General features: G+C 65.4%; 15 protein-coding genes. 9 read left to right on the forward strand and 6 right to left on the reverse strand.

What is annotated here, in order from left to right; genetic code table 11:
* Positions 1 to 6 precede the first annotated feature (6 nt).
* The 6 genes from F3J15_RS07725 (at position 7) to F3J15_RS07750 (ending at position 5098) form a co-directional block, all read left to right on the forward strand.
* Entirely contained in the window at positions 7 to 1209 is a 1203-nt protein-coding gene (locus F3J15_RS07725; RefSeq protein ID WP_011352534.1) for a tryptophan--tRNA ligase, read from the forward strand.
* An 8-nt stretch (positions 1210 to 1217) separates the two neighbouring features.
* Positions 1218 to 1820: a class I SAM-dependent methyltransferase gene (locus F3J15_RS07730; protein ID WP_166889511.1), complete on the forward strand. Its 603-nt coding sequence runs from the start codon at positions 1218 to 1220 to the stop codon at positions 1818 to 1820.
* A 48-nt stretch (positions 1821 to 1868) separates the two neighbouring features.
* Positions 1869 to 2774 carry a 4-hydroxy-tetrahydrodipicolinate synthase gene (gene dapA, locus F3J15_RS07735; RefSeq protein WP_089445923.1) on the forward strand — a complete coding sequence of 302 codons (906 nt, stop codon included), beginning with the start codon at positions 1869 to 1871 and terminating at the stop codon, positions 2772 to 2774.
* 111 nt (positions 2775 to 2885) lie between these two features.
* A complete protein-coding gene (gene bamC / locus F3J15_RS07740) occupies positions 2886 to 4031 on the forward strand; it encodes an outer membrane protein assembly factor BamC (protein ID WP_069248335.1) in 1146 nt (381 codons plus the stop codon).
* A 4-nt stretch (positions 4032 to 4035) separates the two neighbouring features.
* Positions 4036 to 4812, forward strand: a complete 777-nt coding sequence (locus tag F3J15_RS07745; protein WP_089445922.1) for an MBL fold metallo-hydrolase — start codon at positions 4036 to 4038, stop codon at positions 4810 to 4812.
* Between the two features lie 121 nt (positions 4813 to 4933).
* The gene (locus F3J15_RS07750; RefSeq protein ID WP_164725389.1) at positions 4934 to 5098 is read left to right on the forward strand and encodes a hypothetical protein; all 165 of its coding nucleotides are present in this window, start codon (positions 4934 to 4936) and stop codon (positions 5096 to 5098) included.
* 20 nt (positions 5099 to 5118) lie between these two features.
* On the opposite strand, the gene F3J15_RS38200 is transcribed toward F3J15_RS07750, so the two are convergent.
* Complete coding sequence (locus tag F3J15_RS38200) at positions 5119 to 5364, reverse strand: hypothetical protein (protein WP_075122947.1); 246 nt, start codon at positions 5362 to 5364, stop codon at positions 5119 to 5121.
* Between the two features lie 56 nt (positions 5365 to 5420).
* Positions 5421 to 6641 (reverse strand): cupin domain-containing protein, encoded by a 1221-nt coding sequence (locus F3J15_RS07755; RefSeq protein WP_166889633.1) that lies wholly within the window; start codon positions 6639 to 6641, stop codon positions 5421 to 5423.
* 32 nt (positions 6642 to 6673) lie between these two features.
* On the opposite strand from F3J15_RS07755, the gene F3J15_RS07760 reads away from it, so the two are divergent.
* The gene (locus tag F3J15_RS07760) at positions 6674 to 7222 is read left to right on the forward strand and encodes a peptidylprolyl isomerase (protein ID WP_166889514.1); all 549 of its coding nucleotides are present in this window, start codon (positions 6674 to 6676) and stop codon (positions 7220 to 7222) included.
* On the opposite strand, the gene F3J15_RS07765 is transcribed toward F3J15_RS07760, so the two are convergent.
* Positions 7202 to 8473, reverse strand: coding sequence for a hypothetical protein (locus tag F3J15_RS07765; RefSeq protein WP_205190730.1), 1272 nt, complete (start codon positions 8471 to 8473; stop codon positions 7202 to 7204). The two genes, F3J15_RS07760 and F3J15_RS07765, sit on opposite strands and share 21 nt — an antisense overlap.
* The gene (gene mutS, locus F3J15_RS07770) at positions 8454 to 11111 is read right to left on the reverse strand and encodes a DNA mismatch repair protein MutS (protein WP_166889517.1); all 2658 of its coding nucleotides are present in this window, start codon (positions 11109 to 11111) and stop codon (positions 8454 to 8456) included. Before mutS ends, F3J15_RS07765 begins: the two co-directional genes overlap by 20 nt.
* A 312-nt stretch (positions 11112 to 11423) precedes the next feature.
* Between mutS and F3J15_RS07775 the strand changes: the two genes are divergently transcribed.
* Complete coding sequence (locus F3J15_RS07775) at positions 11424 to 11891, forward strand: SOS response-associated peptidase family protein (protein WP_166889637.1); 468 nt, start codon at positions 11424 to 11426, stop codon at positions 11889 to 11891.
* A 47-nt stretch (positions 11892 to 11938) separates the two neighbouring features.
* Positions 11939 to 13468, forward strand: a complete 1530-nt coding sequence (locus F3J15_RS07780; RefSeq protein WP_166889520.1) for a CYTH and CHAD domain-containing protein — start codon at positions 11939 to 11941, stop codon at positions 13466 to 13468.
* Positions 13469 to 13798: 330 nt separating this feature from the next.
* Here the strand turns inward: F3J15_RS07780 and F3J15_RS07785 are convergent, their stop codons facing one another.
* The gene (locus F3J15_RS07785) at positions 13799 to 15421 is read right to left on the reverse strand and encodes an NAD(P)/FAD-dependent oxidoreductase (RefSeq protein WP_166889639.1); all 1623 of its coding nucleotides are present in this window, start codon (positions 15419 to 15421) and stop codon (positions 13799 to 13801) included.
* Positions 15422 to 15734: 313 nt separating this feature from the next.
* Complete coding sequence (locus F3J15_RS07790) at positions 15735 to 16538, reverse strand: inositol monophosphatase family protein (protein ID WP_011352522.1); 804 nt, start codon at positions 16536 to 16538, stop codon at positions 15735 to 15737.
* Positions 16539 to 16712: the final 174 nt, after the last annotated feature.

A 16712-nucleotide genomic window follows, 5' to 3' on the forward strand; every position in this document is an offset into this window, starting at 1 on the left:
ACAATCATGTTCCCTGAACGTATTTTCTCCGGCATGCGACCCACCGGGTCGCTGCACCTCGGTCACTACCACGGCGTGCTGAAAAACTGGGTGAAGCTGCAGTCCGAGTACCCGTGCTTCTTCTGCGTCGTCGACTGGCATGCGCTGACGACGCACTACGAGACTCCCGAGGTCATCGAGAAGAACGTGTGGGACGTGCTGATCGACTGGCTCGCATCCGGCATCGATCCGGCGCAGGCCACGCTGTTCATTCAGAGCAAGGTGCCCGAGCACGCCGAACTCGCGCTGCTGCTCGGCATGAGCACGCCGCTCGGCTGGCTCGAACGCGTGCCGACCTACAAGGAGCAGATGGAGAAGCTGAAGGACAAGGACCTGTCGACCTACGGCTTCCTCGGCTACCCGGTGCTGATGGCGGCCGACATCCTGCTGTATCGCGGCTCGCTCGTGCCGGTCGGTGAAGACCAGGTGCCGCACGTCGAGATGACGCGCGAGATCGCACGCCGCTTCAACTACCTGTACGGCCGCGAGCCGGGCTTCGAGGAGAAGGCGCTCGATGCCGCGAAGAAACTCGGCGGCAAGCGCGCGAAGCTCTATCACGAGCTGCGCAACGCCTATCAGCAGGAGGGCGACGACGAGGCGCTCGAACAGGCGCGCGCGATGCTGCAGGAATCGCAGAGCCTGTCGATGAGCGACCGCGAGCGCCTGTTCGGCTATCTCGAAGGCGCGCGCAAGATCATCCTCGTCGAGCCGCAGGCGCTGCTGACCGAAGCATCGCGGATGCCGGGCCTCGACGGGCAGAAGATGTCCAAGTCGTACGGCAACACGATCGGCCTGCGGGAAGACGCCGAGACGATCACGAAGAAGGTCCGCACGATGCCGACCGATCCCGCGCGCGTGCGCCGCACCGATCCGGGCGACCCCGACAAGTGCCCGGTGTGGCAGCTGCATCAGGTCTACACCGACGAAGCGACGCACGACTGGGTGCAGAAGGGCTGCCGCTCGGCGGGCATCGGCTGCCTCGACTGCAAGCAGCCGGTCGTCGAAGGCATCCTGCGCGAACAGCAGCCGATGCTCGAGCGCGCGCAGAAGTACATGGACGATCCGTCGCTGCTGCGCGCGATCGTCGCGGACGGTTGCGACAAGGCGCGCAAGTACGCGACGGAAACGATGCGCGACGTGCGCGACGCGATGGGCCTGTCGTACAACTGATCGACCGCATGAGCGCATCCGTCATCGCCGCCGCGGGCGGCCACGTCGCCCAGGCCGAGCCGTCGCGCTGGGTCGCGCAATGGGCGCGGCTGGTGTCGCCAGGCGGCGCGGTGCTGGATGTCGCTGCGGGCGGCGGCCGCCATGCGCGCTGGTTCGCGTCGCACGGCCATGCGGTCGTCGCACTCGAGCGCGACCCGGCCGCACTGGCCGCGTTGTGTTCGATTCCGGGCGTCGACGCCCGTGACGCCGATCTCGAAGGCGCGCCGTGGCCGTTGCCGGCCGGCGAGCAGTTTGCGGCGGTGGTCGTCACGAATTATCTGCATCGTCCACTCTGGCCCCATCTGCTCGATGCGGTGGCGCCGGGTGGCGTGCTGATCTACGAAACCTTCGCGCAAGGAAACGAAACGGTCGGGAAACCGTCCAACCCCGCGTTCCTGCTCGCCCCGGGCGAGCTGCTGGACGCCGTGCACGGCCGCCTGCGGGTGGTTGCGTACGAGGACGGGTTCGTCGCCGCGCCGCGCGAGGCGTTCGTCCAGCGTCTCTGCGCAGTGCGCGAGGGCGCGACCCCGAAGGCGGGGGCGGGAATTCCACGTTACGAACTGCCCGGCTAATCCGCTACAATCTCAATGTTTACCGGTACATAATCTCAATCGCGTTTCATGGCTAACGGCACCCAAGACGGCATTCAAATCCGCGGCAGCATCCCCGCGATCGTCACCCCGATGCTCGAAGACGGCAGTCTCGACCTGCCGGCGTTTCGCAAACTGATCGACTGGCACATCGCTGAAGGCACCGATGCGCTCGTCGTGGTCGGTACGAGCGGCGAGTCGGCAACGCTCAACGTCGAAGAGCACATCCTGATGATCCGCACGGCGGTCGAGCATGCGGCGAAACGCATCCCGATCATCGCGGGCGCGGGCGGCAACTCGACCGCCGAGGCGATCGAGCTGACGAAGCACGCGAAGGCTGTCGGCGCGGACGCGACGCTGCAGGTCGTGCCGTACTACAACAAGCCGACGCAGGAAGGCATGTACCGTCACTTCAAGACGATCGCCGAAGCGGTCGATCTGCCGGTGATCCTGTACAACGTGCCGGGCCGTACGGTCGCCGACATGGCGAACGAGACGACGCTGCGCCTCGCGGACGTGCCGGGCATCATCGGCGTGAAGGAGGCGACCGGCAACATCGATCGCGCCGCGCACCTGATCAAGGCCGCGCCGAAGCATTTCGCGATCTACAGCGGCGACGATCCGACCGCGATCGCGCTGATGCTGCTCGGCGGCCACGGCAATATCTCGGTCACGGCGAACGTCGCACCGCGCGCGATGAGCGACCTGTGCCGCGCGGCGCTGGCTGGCGACGTACAGACGGCTCGCGCGCTGCACATGAAGCTGCTGTCGCTGCACAAGAACCTGTTCATCGAAGCGAACCCGATTCCGGTGAAGTGGGCGCTGCAGGCGATGGGCAAGATGCAGGGCGGCATCCGGCTGCCGCTCACGGCGCTCGACGAGCGCTGCCACGAAGCCGTGCGTTCGGCCCTCGTCGAGGCCGGCGTCCTCGCCTGATGCCGAGGCGGCCGCGTCCTGCGGCCGCCGGCTCGAACCCTGATCAACCCGCACCGGCCGGCTCCGTCCGGCGCCGCTCCTGACGAGCGTTCTAGCAAGACGAAGGATTTCATGAAACGTTTCGCCTTTTCCTCTCGCGCCATCCAGATGTCGGTGATGGCGCTGGCGCTGGGCGCGCTCGCCGGCTGCGATACGCTGAACGACTACCTGGCCCCCGACCGGGTCAACTACAAGAACACCGGCTCGGCGCCGCCGCTCGCGGTGCCGAGCGACCTGAAGCCGGTGCAGACGACGCAGCAGTTCGTCGCGCCGCCGACCAACGCCGGTCTCGGCACGCTGCCGCCGCGGGTCACGACGCAGGCTGGCAATGCGACTGACGGCATCCCGAGCGCGCAGGATCCGCTCGGCATGCACATCGAGCGCGACGGCGACCGCCGCTGGCTCGTCGTCGACGGCCGGACGCCCGAGCAGCTGTGGCCGATCCTGAAGGAGTTCTGGCAGGAGAACGGCTTCTCGCTGAAGACCGATGCGCCGTCGACGGGCATCATGGCCACCGACTGGGCTGAAAACCGCGCGAACATCCCCGACGACTGGTTCCGCCGTACGATCGGCAAGGTCATCGATTTCGCGTACTCGTCCGGCACGCGCGACCGCTTCCGTACGCTCGTGAACCGCACGTCGGACGGCAACACCGATATCTCGATCACGCACAGCGCGATGGAAGAAATGATGGTCGGCCCGCAGGGCGGCACGTCGTCGCGCTGGGAAGAGCGTCCGCGCAACCCGGTGCTCGAAGCCGTATTCCTGTCGAAGCTGATGCAGAAGTTTGGCCTGACCGATGCGCAGGCGAAGCAGCTGCTGACCGATGCCCGTCCCGCGACGGCGCCGGCGCAGGTCAGCGACACCAGCAGCGGCGGGGCGACGCTCCAACTGGCCGAGTCGTTCGACCGTGCATGGCTGCGTGTGGGCCTGGCGCTCGACCGCACCAACTTCGCGGTCGACAATCGCGATCGCGAGAAGGGCGTGTACACCGTGCGCTATGCGAACACGATGGAAGAGCTCAAGCGCGACGGCCTGTTCGGCAAGCTGTTCTATGGTGGCCCGTCGGCCGCGAAGCCGGGCAAGGAGTATCTCGTCAACGTGCGCGCGCAGGGCAACGGCAGCACGCAGGTTGCGGTGGTCGGCGCAAACGGCCAGGTCGACAACTCGTCGGACGCACAGCGGATCATTTCGCTGCTCCACGCGCAGCTGAACTAAGCGCGTGCGATTCTCCAGCCTCGGAAGCGGCAGCGAAGGCAACGCGCTGGTCGTCGAGGCCTCGAGCGGCACGACGACCACCCGCGTGCTGCTCGACTGCGGCTTTTCTGCCAAGGAGGTCGAGCGCCGGCTCGGCCGACTGAATCTCTGCATCGGCGATCTCGATGCGATCCTCATTACCCACGAACACAGCGACCACGTCGGCAGTGCGCTGACGCTCGCCCGTCGCGGCTCGCTGCCGCTCTACATGAGCTGGGGCACCGCGCGCGCGGTCGGCGCGGACGAGGCCGATGTCGACCTCCACGTGCTGTGGGGCGACGAGACGGCCGCGATCCGCGATCTGGCCGTGATGCCCTATACCGTCCCTCACGACGCGCGTGAGCCGCTCCAGTTCGTCTTTATGGACGGCGCCAGCCGGCTCGGCGTGCTGACGGACGTCGGAATGGCCACGCCGCACATCACGGCCGTGCTGAGCGGCTGTGACGCGCTGGTGCTCGAATCCAACCACGACACAGCGATGCTGGCCGCGAGCCGCTATCCGCAGTCGCTGAAGGCGCGCATCGGCGGCAACCATGGCCACCTGAGCAACGACGCGGCGGCGGACATCCTTGCGTCGCTTGAACGCAGCCGCCTCCAGCACCTGGTCGCCGCGCACCTGAGCCAGCAGAACAACCTGCCGGAGCTGGTTCGCCAGGCGTTTGGCGGTGTATTGGGGACGAGCGGGGACGACGTGGTCGTGGCCACGCAGGACGCGGGCTTCGACTGGCTGGCGCTCGGATGAGCGGGGCAGGGCCGCTATGGCGGCCCGGTGCGACTGCCGTGCGATAGACGCAGAAACGACAGACGTAAAAAAACCGGCCCTCGGGCCGGTTTTTTTTCAGCTGACGCTGAGGCTTACTGGCTTGCGCCCGAAGCCGGAGCAGCCGTCGCTGCCGAAGCAGCCGACGCCACTGCAGCAGCAGCGTCGCTCGCAGCAGCCGTTGCCGACGAAGCAGCAGCCGAAGCGTCGCTCGCAGCACCAGCAACTGCCGAAGCAGCCGACGAAGCAGCAGCCGAAGCGTCGCTAGCAGCCGACGAAGCAGCTTGATCAGCGCTCTTGTTGCAAGCAGCCAGTGCAACAGCAGCCAACAGGGAAGCTACGAGGAGGGATTTCTTCATGATCACGTCCTTTTATGGTTAAAGGTAAGCAACAGCGCGAAACAATACCGGTAATGTGCTCCAACACCGACCTGGGCCGCTGGTGGAGATGCACTTCTAGAGCGTGAATCTTCCCTACGGCTTGGGCGGAAATTATATGCACTTTCCTATCGACCGTCGACAAATGCGGGGTCAATACGTTGTCTTTCCCATACAGAATTTGATCCGTACGGGCATACGGGGCGACTCACACTAAATCCGGTTTCCGACCCGTATCCAGCCCGCACGATACCACTCGTGCAACAAGGCTGTCATCGAGGGAACCCGGGATAGTGTTACAAACCGTTTCGCCTCCATCTGGCGTTGATTGGCCAATTCGGGCAGCCATTCGCTGGCCTGCTCGAGCGGTCCTTCTTCACCATTAATGAAGTACGAGCGCGCGTTATACATCAATGCGGCCCTTCTGTCGAGACACACGCCACGACGTGACGCTTGCGTGACGAACGCGGCCTCGGACAGCGGACGCGCGGGCGGGTCGAAAACGACGTTCGGTTTGGGCTCGCTCAGGTAGCAGCCGAGGAATTCGGCGACGTCCCGCTTGCGCCAGCGGATCGCGTCCACGATCTCGGCAACACGCTCGACCATCGCCGGAGGCAGCTGGGCGGGCGTGTCGACGGCCGGCTGCTTCGGATCGCGGTAAAGATCATCGCCGCAACCGTCGCGCAGGCCGCCACGCTCCGCGAGATAGTACAGGAACTGGGCGCCCAGCTCGCCGGCGGACGGAGCCCGGAAGCCGATCGAGCAGGTCATGCATTCGCCTTCGGCGACGCCATCGTGCGCGATGTGCGGCGGCAGGTAGAGCATGTCGCCGGGTTCCAGCACCCATTCGTCGCTCGGCTCGAAGTTTTCGAGGATCTTCAGCGGCACGTCCGGTTGCAGCGACAGATCCTTCTGCGCACCGACGCGCCAGCGGCGCCGACCTTCGACTTGCAGCAGGAATACGTCATACGAATCGAAGTGCGGACCGACGCCGCCGCCGTCCGTCGCATAGGAGATCATCAGGTCGTCCAGACGCACATCGGGGATGAAGCGGAAGCGGTCGAGCAGTGCGCGCGCGGCATCGATGTGCAGGTCGAGCCCCTGCACGAGCAGGGTCCAGGCCTTGCGCGTGACGGCCGGCAGCGAGCCGGGCTCGAACGGGCCCTGCTCAAGTTGCCACTTGTTACGAAAATGGGTGATCAGTCGCGATTCCGCGTCATAGTCCGCTGCAAGCTCGAACAGCGCGTCGCGCGAGACCGGCGACGCGACGCCGGGGATTGCCTGGCGGATCAGGAGCGGCTTCTTCTGCCAGTAGCCGCGCATGAATTGCGCCGGCGTAAGACCGCCGAGCAGCGGTGTGGGAAGATCGGAAGGCGGCGCGCCGAGCGGGGCGGCAGCGGCATCCCGCGGTTCGGCTTGAGACCGGTTGCGCATCGTATAATGAGATTTGTATTTGGGAGAATTGGATGAAAATCGCAAAAAACACCGTCGTGTCGGTCGCTTACAAGCTGTCCGATGCACAGGGCAATCTGATCGAGGAAAGCGACGAGCCGATGGTCTATCTGCACGGCGGCTATGATGGCACGTTCCCCAAGATCGAGGAACAGCTCGACGGCCATGAGCCGGGCTACGAGGCGCAGGTTCAACTCGAGCCGCAGGACGCGTTCGGCGACTACGATCCCGAACTCGTGAAGATCGAGCCGCGCGATCGTTTTCCCGAGCCGCTCGAAGTGGGCATGCAGTTCGAAGGCACGCCGGAAGACGGCGACGAGGAAGTCGATTCACTGATCTACACGGTCACCGACGTCGCCGAAGACAAGGTCGTGCTCGACGGCAATCACCCGCTGGCCGGCATGGCGCTGCGTTTCGCACTCACCGTGAAGGACGTTCGCGAAGCCACCGAAGACGAAATCGAGCATGAGCACGCACATGGTGCGGAAGGGCTCGAGATCGTCGACGAGGACGAGGACGAAGACGAAGACGGCGAAGCGCCGTCAGGGCGTACCCTGCACTGAGCTCGCAGGCAGGCCCGGTGCCGGCCCCGACGCAGGGGCGGGCGCCGGCCACGACGCGCCGCCCGGTGCGGCGCTGTCACCCTGCAATGGCGGCGCGACCGACGACGAGTCGGGCAGCGCCGGCAACGCAGGGATTTCCGGCATCTGCGGCAGCGGCACCTCGTCACGCGGCACGAGCGGCAGCGCGGGCGGCACGGGCAGGTTCTTCGGCACTTCCTGCAGGCTCACGTTGAAGATCGTCTGCCGTGCCGGCGACACGCTCACCTTGACCCACTGATTCGTCGGATGGCGCGGTCCGATCGCGACGCGCGTCACGTTACCCACCAGTTCACCGTCGTCTGCCCGCAGCGGGCGGTCGATCAGAAAACCGTTCGCAAGCGGCTCGCCGCTCGCGTGCATCACGAGTATCGGGCCGCGGAACGTCGCCGCCGCCTTCACCAGCGTTCGTTTCAGCTCACGGAAGCCGTCGCGCACGCGCGGCCGGTTGAACCGCAGCCATGCGAAGCGTTCCGCGCGCTCGTAGCGTTCGAATTGCGGATCGCCTTCGAACATCACCACCATCGCGCGTGCCTCGCGCCGCTTCGCATATTCGGCCGCGTGGTCGATCCAGAAACCGTTCGCGATGATGCGGTCCTCGAATTCGCCATTGCGGCCGCCGGCCGTCAGGTAGTGGTTGTTCGGCGCCGGCGCGTTGAGCGCGACGTAGACGATGTCGTCGCGCATCCAGCGGGCGTTTTCCCGATACGGGCGGAACCGTGCGACTTCGCTTTCACGCGTGATCTGCAGCGCGCCGGGGTCGGGTAGTGCCGAATCGGCGAGCAGCGTCTGCCGCAGGAAGTCGAGCCGCTCGACCGGATCGTAGCCGCCGCCGGCCGCGGTGTTGCACGTTACCCAGTCGTCGTGGCCGGGAATGAACACGAGCGGCACGCGTGCCGCATCCAGGATCGCGCCGCGCTGCGAATACAGCGCATCGCGGCACGCTTCCTTGGGACCCTTGAGATCACCCGCGTAGACGACGAACGCGAGGTTGCGCTCGCGCGCGATCGCATCGAGCAGCCGCTGGGCGGCCGGTTCGTCGCCAGGGACGTTGATCACACCCGACACGACCGCGAACGAGTAGGGCGTGGTGCTGCGCTTCGGCGGCGCGGCCAGCGCGGTGGCCTGCGCGAGCGCGAGCACCGCCGCGACGAGCGTGGCGGCCGTGCGAGCCGGCAGGCCGCACAGGATGCGCTTACGCGTGTCCGTCGACATCGTGCGACCGGACCAGCGTGCGCAGTTCGTACAGCAGGTCGAGCGCCTCGCGCGGCTTGAGATCGTCGGGATCGATGTCGCGCAGTTTTTCGAGCGCCGGATGCGGTGTGTCGGGCAGCGCGGGCGCGTCCGCGCACTCGAGATCGTCGGCGACCACCGGCGGCGCGCTGAACAGGTCGAGCTGCGGCGTGTGCTGCGACGCCGACTGCTGTTCGAGATACGCGAGGTGCTTGCGTGCGGCGCGGATCACGGGCGCCGGAACGCCTGCGAGCTGTGCGACCTGCAGGCCGTAGCTCTGGTTGGCCGGGCCTTCGTTGACCGCGTGCAGGAACACGATGCCGTGGCCGTGCTCGACGGCCGACAGGTGGACGTTGGCCGCCTGCGGGAATTCGGCCGGCAGTTGCGTCAGCTCGAAGTAGTGCGTCGCGAACAGCGTGTAGCACGCGTTGTGCGCCAGCAGGTGGCGCGCGATGGCCCACGCGAGCGCGAGGCCGTCGAACGTCGACGTGCCGCGGCCGATCTCGTCCATCAGCACCAGGCTTTGCGGCGTCGCGTCGTTGAGGATCGCTGCGGCTTCGGTCATTTCGACCATGAACGTCGAGCGGCCGCCCGCGAGATCGTCCGCCGCGCCGATCCGCGTGAAGATCCGGTCGATCGGGCCGAAGCGTGCCGACTTGGCCGGCACGTAGCTGCCCACGTAGGCCATCAGCGCGATCAGCGCGGTCTGCCGCATGAACGTCGACTTACCGCCCATGTTCGGCCCGGTGATCAGCAACAGCTTGCGCTCGGTGCCGAAGCGGCAGTCGTTCGCGATGAACTGTTCGACCTGCGCTTCGACGACCGGGTGGCGGCCCTGTTCGATTTCGATGCCGATCTCGTCGGTGAAGGTCGGTGCGACCCAGTCGAGCGCGCGAGCGCGTTCGGCGAATGCGGCGAGCAAGTCGAGTTCGGCGAGCGCCGATGCGACACGCTGGCACTCGGGGATGAACGGCAGCAGCGCCTGCAGCACCGCGTCGTATAGCGCGCGCTCGCGGGCCAGTGCGCGTTCCTGCGCGGACAGCGCCTTGTCCTCGAAGGTTTTCAGTTCGGGCGTGATGTAGCGCTCGGCGTTCTTCAGCGTCTGGCGCCGGCGGTAATCGTCGGGCACCTTGTCGGTCTGGCCGCGCGTGACCTCGATGTAGAAGCCGTGCACCTTGTTGTATTCGACGCGCAGGTTCGCGATGCCGGTGCGCGTACGCTCGCGCGCTTCGAGATCGATCAGGAACTGCCCGCAGTTCTCCGAGATGTCGCGCAGCTCGTCGAGTTCGGCGTCGTAGCCGCGCGCGATGACACCACCGTCGCGGACCATCGCGGCCGGCTCGGGCGCAATCGCGCTGGTCAGCAGGTCGAGACATTCGGCGGGCGGTGCGAGTGCTGCGTCGACGCGGGTGAGTGCGTCCGCGTTCGCGATGATCGCGCTGATACGCTCGCGCAGTGCCGGCAGCGCGGCGAACGTGTCGCGCAGGCTCGACAGGTCGCGCGGGCGCGCGGACAGCAGCGCGAGACGCCCCGTGATCCGCTCGACGTCGGCGATCTGGCGCAGCGCGCTGCGCAGCGCATCGAGGCTGGCGTTGGCCGGTGCATCGAGCAGTGCACCGATTGCCTGCTGCCGCGACTGAGCGGCGACCGACGCACGCGGCGGGTGATGCAGCCAGTGACGCAGCAGGCGGCTGCCCATCGTCGTGCAGCAGGTGTCGAGCAGCGAATACAGCGTCGGCGACTCGGTGCCGCGCAGCGTCTCGGTCAGTTCGAGGTTGCGGCGCGTGGCCGGATCGAGGCCGATGTACTCCGTTTCGTTCTCGACCTTCAGGCTGCGCACGTGCCGCAGTTGCTGGCCCTGCGTGGCGGCCGCATAGAGCAGCAGCGCACCGGCTGCGCCGCACGCGCTCGTGAGTGAATGCGCACCGAAACCGTCGAGGCTTGCGACATCGAGCTGGTCACACAGGCGCTGCGTGCCCGATGCGATGTCGAAGTGCCATGCCGGCACGCGCTTGCTTGCGCCCGCGCCGGCCGGCACGGCGTCGGTCGCGCCGTCCGGTGTCAGGATCTCGGCCGGCCGGATGCGCTCGAGCGCGGCAGCGAGCTGATCGGGTTCGATTTCGGCGAGCCGCAGCGCGCCGCTTGCGAGGTTCAGCCATGCAAGGCCGATGTTCACCGCGACGCCGCGCTTGTTGTGGCCCGTGCACATCGCGAGGAGGTAAACGTCGTTCTTGTCGGACAGCAGCGCGGCATCGGTGAGCGTGCCTGGCGTGACGACGCGCACGACCTTGCGCTCGACGGGGCCCTTCGACGTGGCGGGATCGCCGATCTGCTCGCAGATCGCGACCGATTCGCCCATTTTCACGAGCTTCGCAAGATACTGCTCGACCGCGTGATGCGGTACGCCGGCCATCTTGATCGGCGTGCCGGCGGAAGCACCGCGTTGCGTGAGGGTCAGGTCGAGCAGGCGTGCGGCTTTCTCCGCGTCTTCGAAGAACAGCTCGTAGAAGTCGCCCATCCGGTAGAAGACAAGCGTGTCGGGATGGTCGGCCTTGATGCGCAGGTACTGCTGCATCATTGGGGTATGGCCGGCGAAGGCGTCGGGCGACAGCGTGGTCATAAGTCAGGCGTGAAGTTGTTGCTTTGGTTGCCCGAGTTTACCAGTGGCTTCATGTGCGGGCGCGAAGTTGGCCGTTTGGCCGGTTACTGGTGATGACGTGGGGAGGCGAAGCGTCTCCCAACCGTCGCTACAACAGACGACGAACATGGAATCACAAATCGGAGACGGACCATCCGTACACACCTTCGCGCCGCCGCTAGCAGCAGGGCAAAGGTATCGATGGCATCGTAAATGTCACACCGCCTATGCTAACGATCGCATTCTGCGTATCCGTAACGTCCACGTATCTGAACGCTAGACGAAGATCCCGGCATCAACGAGCTGAAGATCGGCATTCGCGATCTGTACCGCCGCGCCCCGTGGGAGCCGGATGTGTACCCGGACTATGCAGCGCCGATCGCATCGGCGGACGGGGAGGGCCTTGGGGTCGTCAAGGCGGTGTTCGGATTCTGGCCGAAGTTCATGCAGCCCGAGCGCGTCGACGACAACGGCAAGAAGCGGAGAAAGCTCGACACGGTCAATGCTCGTTCGGAAACTGTTGGGGAGTCCCGGCTGTACGGCAAGGCGTGGCGAGCCGGTCAGCGCTGCTTGATCCCGGTCCGATGGATATACGAGCCTTGCGTCTGGGCGGAAACCAAAGACTACAAACCACAGAGCGTCCGATGCGGTGGAGCCGGATTTACCGCCCCTAGAGGACCGAAAGAAGGTGGCTGTCGACAATCGCCTATGCTCAACACGTACGGCGCCAAGATGTCGTTCCACGCGCGAAGTCTGGACTGAAACTTGCTGGATCCAGAGCACGGGTGACATCCCGAACGGAGGCAGCCATGGAACAGGAGTTGAAGTTACGAATCCCCCCCAAGCACCTTGGCAAGCTTCGTCGCGCGCCTCTGCTTGTGCATGGTCGCACTGAGGCCAATCCATCGAAACTCCTGACCAGCACCTATTTCGACACGCCGGATCTGGCTCTACACGGGTGCGGCGCGTCGCTGCGTGTGCGGGCCGACGGCCGGCGGCGGATCCAGACATTGAAGCTCGGGGGCGTTATTGATGCGGGGGTTTTCGACAGGAGTGAGTTCGAAGTACCAATCAATGGCGACGCGCCCGACCTCACGCTGCTGCATGAGGCGATACCCGCCGACACGGATTGCGGAAAGCTGATTCGTGATCAGGGTGTTGCCGCGCGCCTCGCTCCCGTTTTCGTCACACGCATGAATCGAACCGCGATCCCGATACATCTTGCGTCGGAAGACGTAATCGAAGTAGCCGTAGACGAGGGAACCATTGAGGCGCAAACGGGCTCCGTGTCCGTTGCAGCAGTCGAACTCGAACTCAAGCAGGGCAACCGGCAAGCCCTCCATGCGACGGCGCTCGAACTCCTGAAAGCCGCACCATTGCGAATCGACCATCGCAGCAAGGCCGATGTCGGTTACGAATTGCTTGTCGCGGAGCATGCGGAAGCCGTAAAGGCAAAGCCCGTCCGCCTCGGAAAGAGCGCTTCAATTGAAGATGCGTTCTGCACGATCCTGCGTAACTGCCTTGATCAGGTTCACGCGAACGCGCGCGGCGTCGTTTCCGGTCACGATCCGTCATGCGTGCATCAGATGCGGGTGGGACTCCGGCGTTTGCGTTCGGCGTTGGACTTGTTCGCCAAGGTGATTCCCGCATACTCAGGACTCGACGACGAACTGCGCTGGATTGCGGCAGAACTCGGTGCGGCGCGCGATTGGGGAGTCCTGGCCGGGGCCACGCTCGATCATGCCGGAGCTGATAGCAATGAAGAAGAGCTGGGGCCGATTCGGCGGGCTTGCACGCAGATGGCAGTGGCCAACCGCAAACGAGCGGCGACCGCGGTCGATTCGGTTCGCTACACGCGGCTGATACTGGAGTTCACGCTATGGCTGGAAGTCAAAAGATGGCGCGACGCGATGACCGACGAACAGCGCGCGGCGATCGAAGGTTCCGCGAGGAAGTTCGCCGTTGAAGTGCTGCACAGTCGGCACCGGAAGCTGATCAAGCGTGGCAAAAAGCTTGCCGATCTGGACGACCACCATCGGCACCGCGCCCGTATCGCGGCGAAGAAGGTTCGCTACGCGACGGAGTTCTTTCAGTCGTTGGTTTCCAAAAGGGCCGTGCGTCACTACGTCGATGCACTGACGGACCTTCAGGACGATCTTGGGTGGCGCAACGATGCGGTTGTCGCGGATAAACTCCTGCGCATCGTGTCGCGGAAGTCGACCGAAGCCGATCGTGGCGCGGCTTTCGTCAGAGGTTATCTGGCTTCACGCGTTGCCGCCGATCATCGAAGGCTAAGTAAGTTGTGGAAGCGTTTTGAACGCATATCGCCACCGCACTAAATCGGATCGGGAATGGTTGGGCGATCTGATGCAGACATGTCCCGCACGTCAGATAAGCCGCAGGTACTGCTGGATCAACGGGTGTGGCCGGCGAAGGCGTCGGGCGACAGTGTGGTCATAAGTCAGGCGTGAAGTTGTTGCTTGGGTTGCCCGAGTTGACCAGTGGCTTCGGCATGCACGCGCGAAGTGCGCCATTCGGCCAGGTTGCCGGAGATTGCGCGACCGGCGGCGATCGTTCTCACGCCGCCGTCCGACTGCGCTCCTGGCCGGCCATGCGAAAGTCGGCGCCGCTCAGGTCGAGAACCTTCGCGCGCCGACTCGTTTCGTACATCAGGCCGTCTTCGCCGACGTCATGCTGAGCGCCACCGCCTGCGCGACTTCGATCCCGTCGATGGCCGCCGAATAGATGCCACCCGCATACCCCGCACCTTCACCCGCCGGATACAGCCCCTCGACGTTCATGCTCTGGTAATCGTCCTTGCGCCGAATCCGGATCGGCGATGAAGTGCGCGTCTCGACACCGGTGAGCACTGCATCGTGCATCGCGAACCCGGCGATCTTCTTGTCGATCTCGGGGAGGGCTTCGCGGATCGCTTCGATCACGTAGTCGGGCAGCGCGGTGCTGAGATCGGTCGGGTTCACGCCCGGCTTGTACGACGGTTCCACGGAGCCGAGCGACGTCGACGGCCGGCCGGCGATGAAATCGCCGACCAGCTGGCCCGGCGCGCGATAATCGCCGCCGCCGAGTTCGAACGCGCGCTCTTCCCATTTGCGCTGGAACGCGATGCCGGCCAGCGGCCCGCCGGGATAGTCGTCCGGCGTGATGCCGACGACGATGCCCGCGTTCGCATTGCGCTCGGCGCGCGAATACTGGCTCATGCCGTTGGTGACCACGCGGCCCGGCTCGGAGGTTGCCGCGACCACCGTGCCGCCCGGGCACATGCAGAAGCTGTAGACGGCGCGGCCATTGCTGCAGTGGTGCACCACCTTGTAGTCCGCCGCGCCGAGCTGCTTGTGGCCCGCGAACTTGCCGAAGCGGCTGCGATCGATCAGCCCCTGCGGATGTTCGATACGGAAGCCGAGCGAGAACGGCTTGGCTTCGATATAGATACCGCGATCGTGCAGCATCTGGAAGGTGTCGCGCGCGCTGTGGCCCACAGCCAGCACCACGTGGTCGCACCGCAGCGTTTCGCCGTTCGAGAGCTTCAGCGAGCGTACCTTGCCCTGATCGATCTCGATATCGTCGACCCGCGTTTCGAAACGCACTTCACCACCCAGTTCGTGGATGGACGCGCGCATCTTTTCCACCATGCTGACGAGGCGGAACGTGCCGATGTGCGGCCGGCTCAGATACAGGATGTCGTCCGGCGCGCCTGCCTTGACGAATTCGTCCAGCACCTTGCGGCCGTAGTGGTTCGGATCCTTGATCTGGCTGTACAGCTTGCCGTCGGAAAACGTCCCGGCCCCGCCTTCACCGAACTGCACGTTGGATTCGGGGTTGAGCACGCTCTTGCGCCACAGGCCGAAGGTGTCCTTGGTGCGCTCGCGCACGGCCTTGCCGCGTTCGAGGATGATGGGGCGGAAACCCATCTGCGCAAGGATCAGCCCCGCGAACAGGCCGCACGGCCCCATGCCGATCACGACCGGGCGCAGGAAATTGCCGTGCTCGGGCGCCTTCGTGACGAAGTGGTACGCCATGTCGGGCGTCACGCCGCAATGCGGCTTGCCGGCGAGGCGCTTGATCGCGGCCGCTTCGTCCGCGACTTCGACATCGACGATATACGTGAGCTTGATGTCGGCGCGCTTGCGCGCATCGTGCGCACGGCGGAACACGGTGTAACGGAGGAGCCCGTCCGCGGCCACGCCAAGCTCCGCGAGGCGCGCGCGAATCGCGGCCTCGAGCGCGCTTTCGGGGTGGTCGAGGGGGAGTTTAATTTCGCTTAGCCGTAACATGAGGACTCGGATGCGATTGCCACGGCGTCGTGGCGGTGTTGATATGGCCGGGGTCCGGCAGGCCGGCGGTATTGTCCGCCGTGCGGGCATGCCGGACGCCAACCCATCATTGTCATTGCGGGAAGGGCCGTGCAAGCGGAAGTACGCTGACCGGCCCGAACAACTCAAGCAACTTCAGGATAGGCGCACGAAGCGACCCTGGTGCGGGAAGATTGTCCCGCCTCCCGGTAACCGGGAGGCGAACGGCGCGCCGTCATGACGATGCCCGCGAGCGGTATGCGCGAAAGCCGCGCCATGCAGGCGCGGCCGGAGCTCACTCCGCCGCCGGATGCACGCGGGTGTAGCCCTTCAGGATCGGGATCATCTGCGCGTAGATCTTCGGGTTCGCGGCGACGATTTCATGGCGATGCAGGAAATCGGCGTCGCCCGTGTAGTTGCCGACGAGGCCGCCGGCCTCGGTGATCAGCAGGCTGCCTGCTGCCATGTCCCACACGTTGATGCCCTGCTCGAAGAACGCGTCGAGGCGGCCGGCCGCGACGTTCGCGAGGTCGAGTGCGGCTGCGCCCGGACGGCGCAGGCCCGTGCAGGCCTGCGTCATTTCGGTGAAGAGGCGCGCGTAGGCATCGAGGCCGTCCTTTTCGCGGAACGGGAAGCCCGTGCCGACCAGTGCGTCCGACAGGCGGTCGCGGCGGCCGACGCGGATGCGGCGGTCGTTCAGGTACGCGCCGCGGCCGCGGGTGGCCGTGAACAGGTCGTTCTTGTTCGGGTCGTAGACGACAGCCTGCGTGACGACGCCCTTGTGCTCGAGCGCGATCGATACGCAGTAGTACGGGAAGCCGTGGATGAAGTTGGTCGTGCCGTCGAGCGGATCGATGATCCACTTGAATTCGGATTCGTTCTCCGATTCGCCCGATTCTTCCGCGAGGATCGCGTGGTCGGGGTAGGCGGTTTTCAGCGTCTCGATGATCGCGTCTTCGGCGGCCTTGTCCACTTCGGTGACGAAGTCATTCTGCTGCTTCTTGCGGATCTCGATCAGGTCGAGATCGAGGGACGCGCGATTGATGATCTGTCCGGCGCGGCGCGCAGCCTTGACAGCAATGTTGAGCATGGGATGCATGAGCCTGGATCCTGTAGCCGGCGGCATGGGCCGCCACGAAGTGGAACAACCGCCCGGCACGGCGCAAGCGTGGCAGGCGAGGTGAGACGCGAATTGACAAAGAACGGGGTACGACCCGCGCCGCACGGAGTGCGACGCGTAAAGGCATGATTTTACCCGATTTTTGGCGGTTTC

It is taken from the genome of Burkholderia sp. Ap-955, from assembly GCF_011753045.1.
GTDB classification, from domain to species: Bacteria; Pseudomonadota; Gammaproteobacteria; order Burkholderiales; family Burkholderiaceae; genus Burkholderia; species Burkholderia lata_D.

Coding starts and splice junctions, on each gene's coding strand:
- F3J15_RS07725 (WP_011352534.1), top strand. CDS start 7: ATGTTCCCTGAACGTATTTTCTCCGGCATGCGACCCACCGGGTCGCTG.
- F3J15_RS07730 (WP_166889511.1), top strand. CDS start 1,218: ATGAGCGCATCCGTCATCGCCGCCGCGGGCGGCCACGTCGCCCAGGCC.
- dapA (WP_089445923.1), top strand. CDS start 1,869: ATGGCTAACGGCACCCAAGACGGCATTCAAATCCGCGGCAGCATCCCC.
- bamC (WP_069248335.1), top strand. CDS start 2,886: ATGAAACGTTTCGCCTTTTCCTCTCGCGCCATCCAGATGTCGGTGATG.
- F3J15_RS07755 (WP_166889633.1), bottom strand. CDS start 6,641: ATGCGCAACCGGTCTCAAGCCGAACCGCGGGATGCCGCTGCCGCCCCG.
- F3J15_RS07760 (WP_166889514.1), top strand. CDS start 6,674: ATGAAAATCGCAAAAAACACCGTCGTGTCGGTCGCTTACAAGCTGTCC.
- F3J15_RS07765 (WP_205190730.1), bottom strand. CDS start 8,473: ATGTCGACGGACACGCGTAAGCGCATCCTGTGCGGCCTGCCGGCTCGC.
- mutS (WP_166889517.1), bottom strand. CDS start 11,111: ATGACCACGCTGTCGCCCGACGCCTTCGCCGGCCATACCCCAATGATG.
- F3J15_RS07780 (WP_166889520.1), top strand. CDS start 11,939: ATGGAACAGGAGTTGAAGTTACGAATCCCCCCCAAGCACCTTGGCAAG.
- F3J15_RS07785 (WP_166889639.1), bottom strand. CDS start 15,421: ATGTTACGGCTAAGCGAAATTAAACTCCCCCTCGACCACCCCGAAAGC.
- F3J15_RS07790 (WP_011352522.1), bottom strand. CDS start 16,538: ATGCATCCCATGCTCAACATTGCTGTCAAGGCTGCGCGCCGCGCCGGA.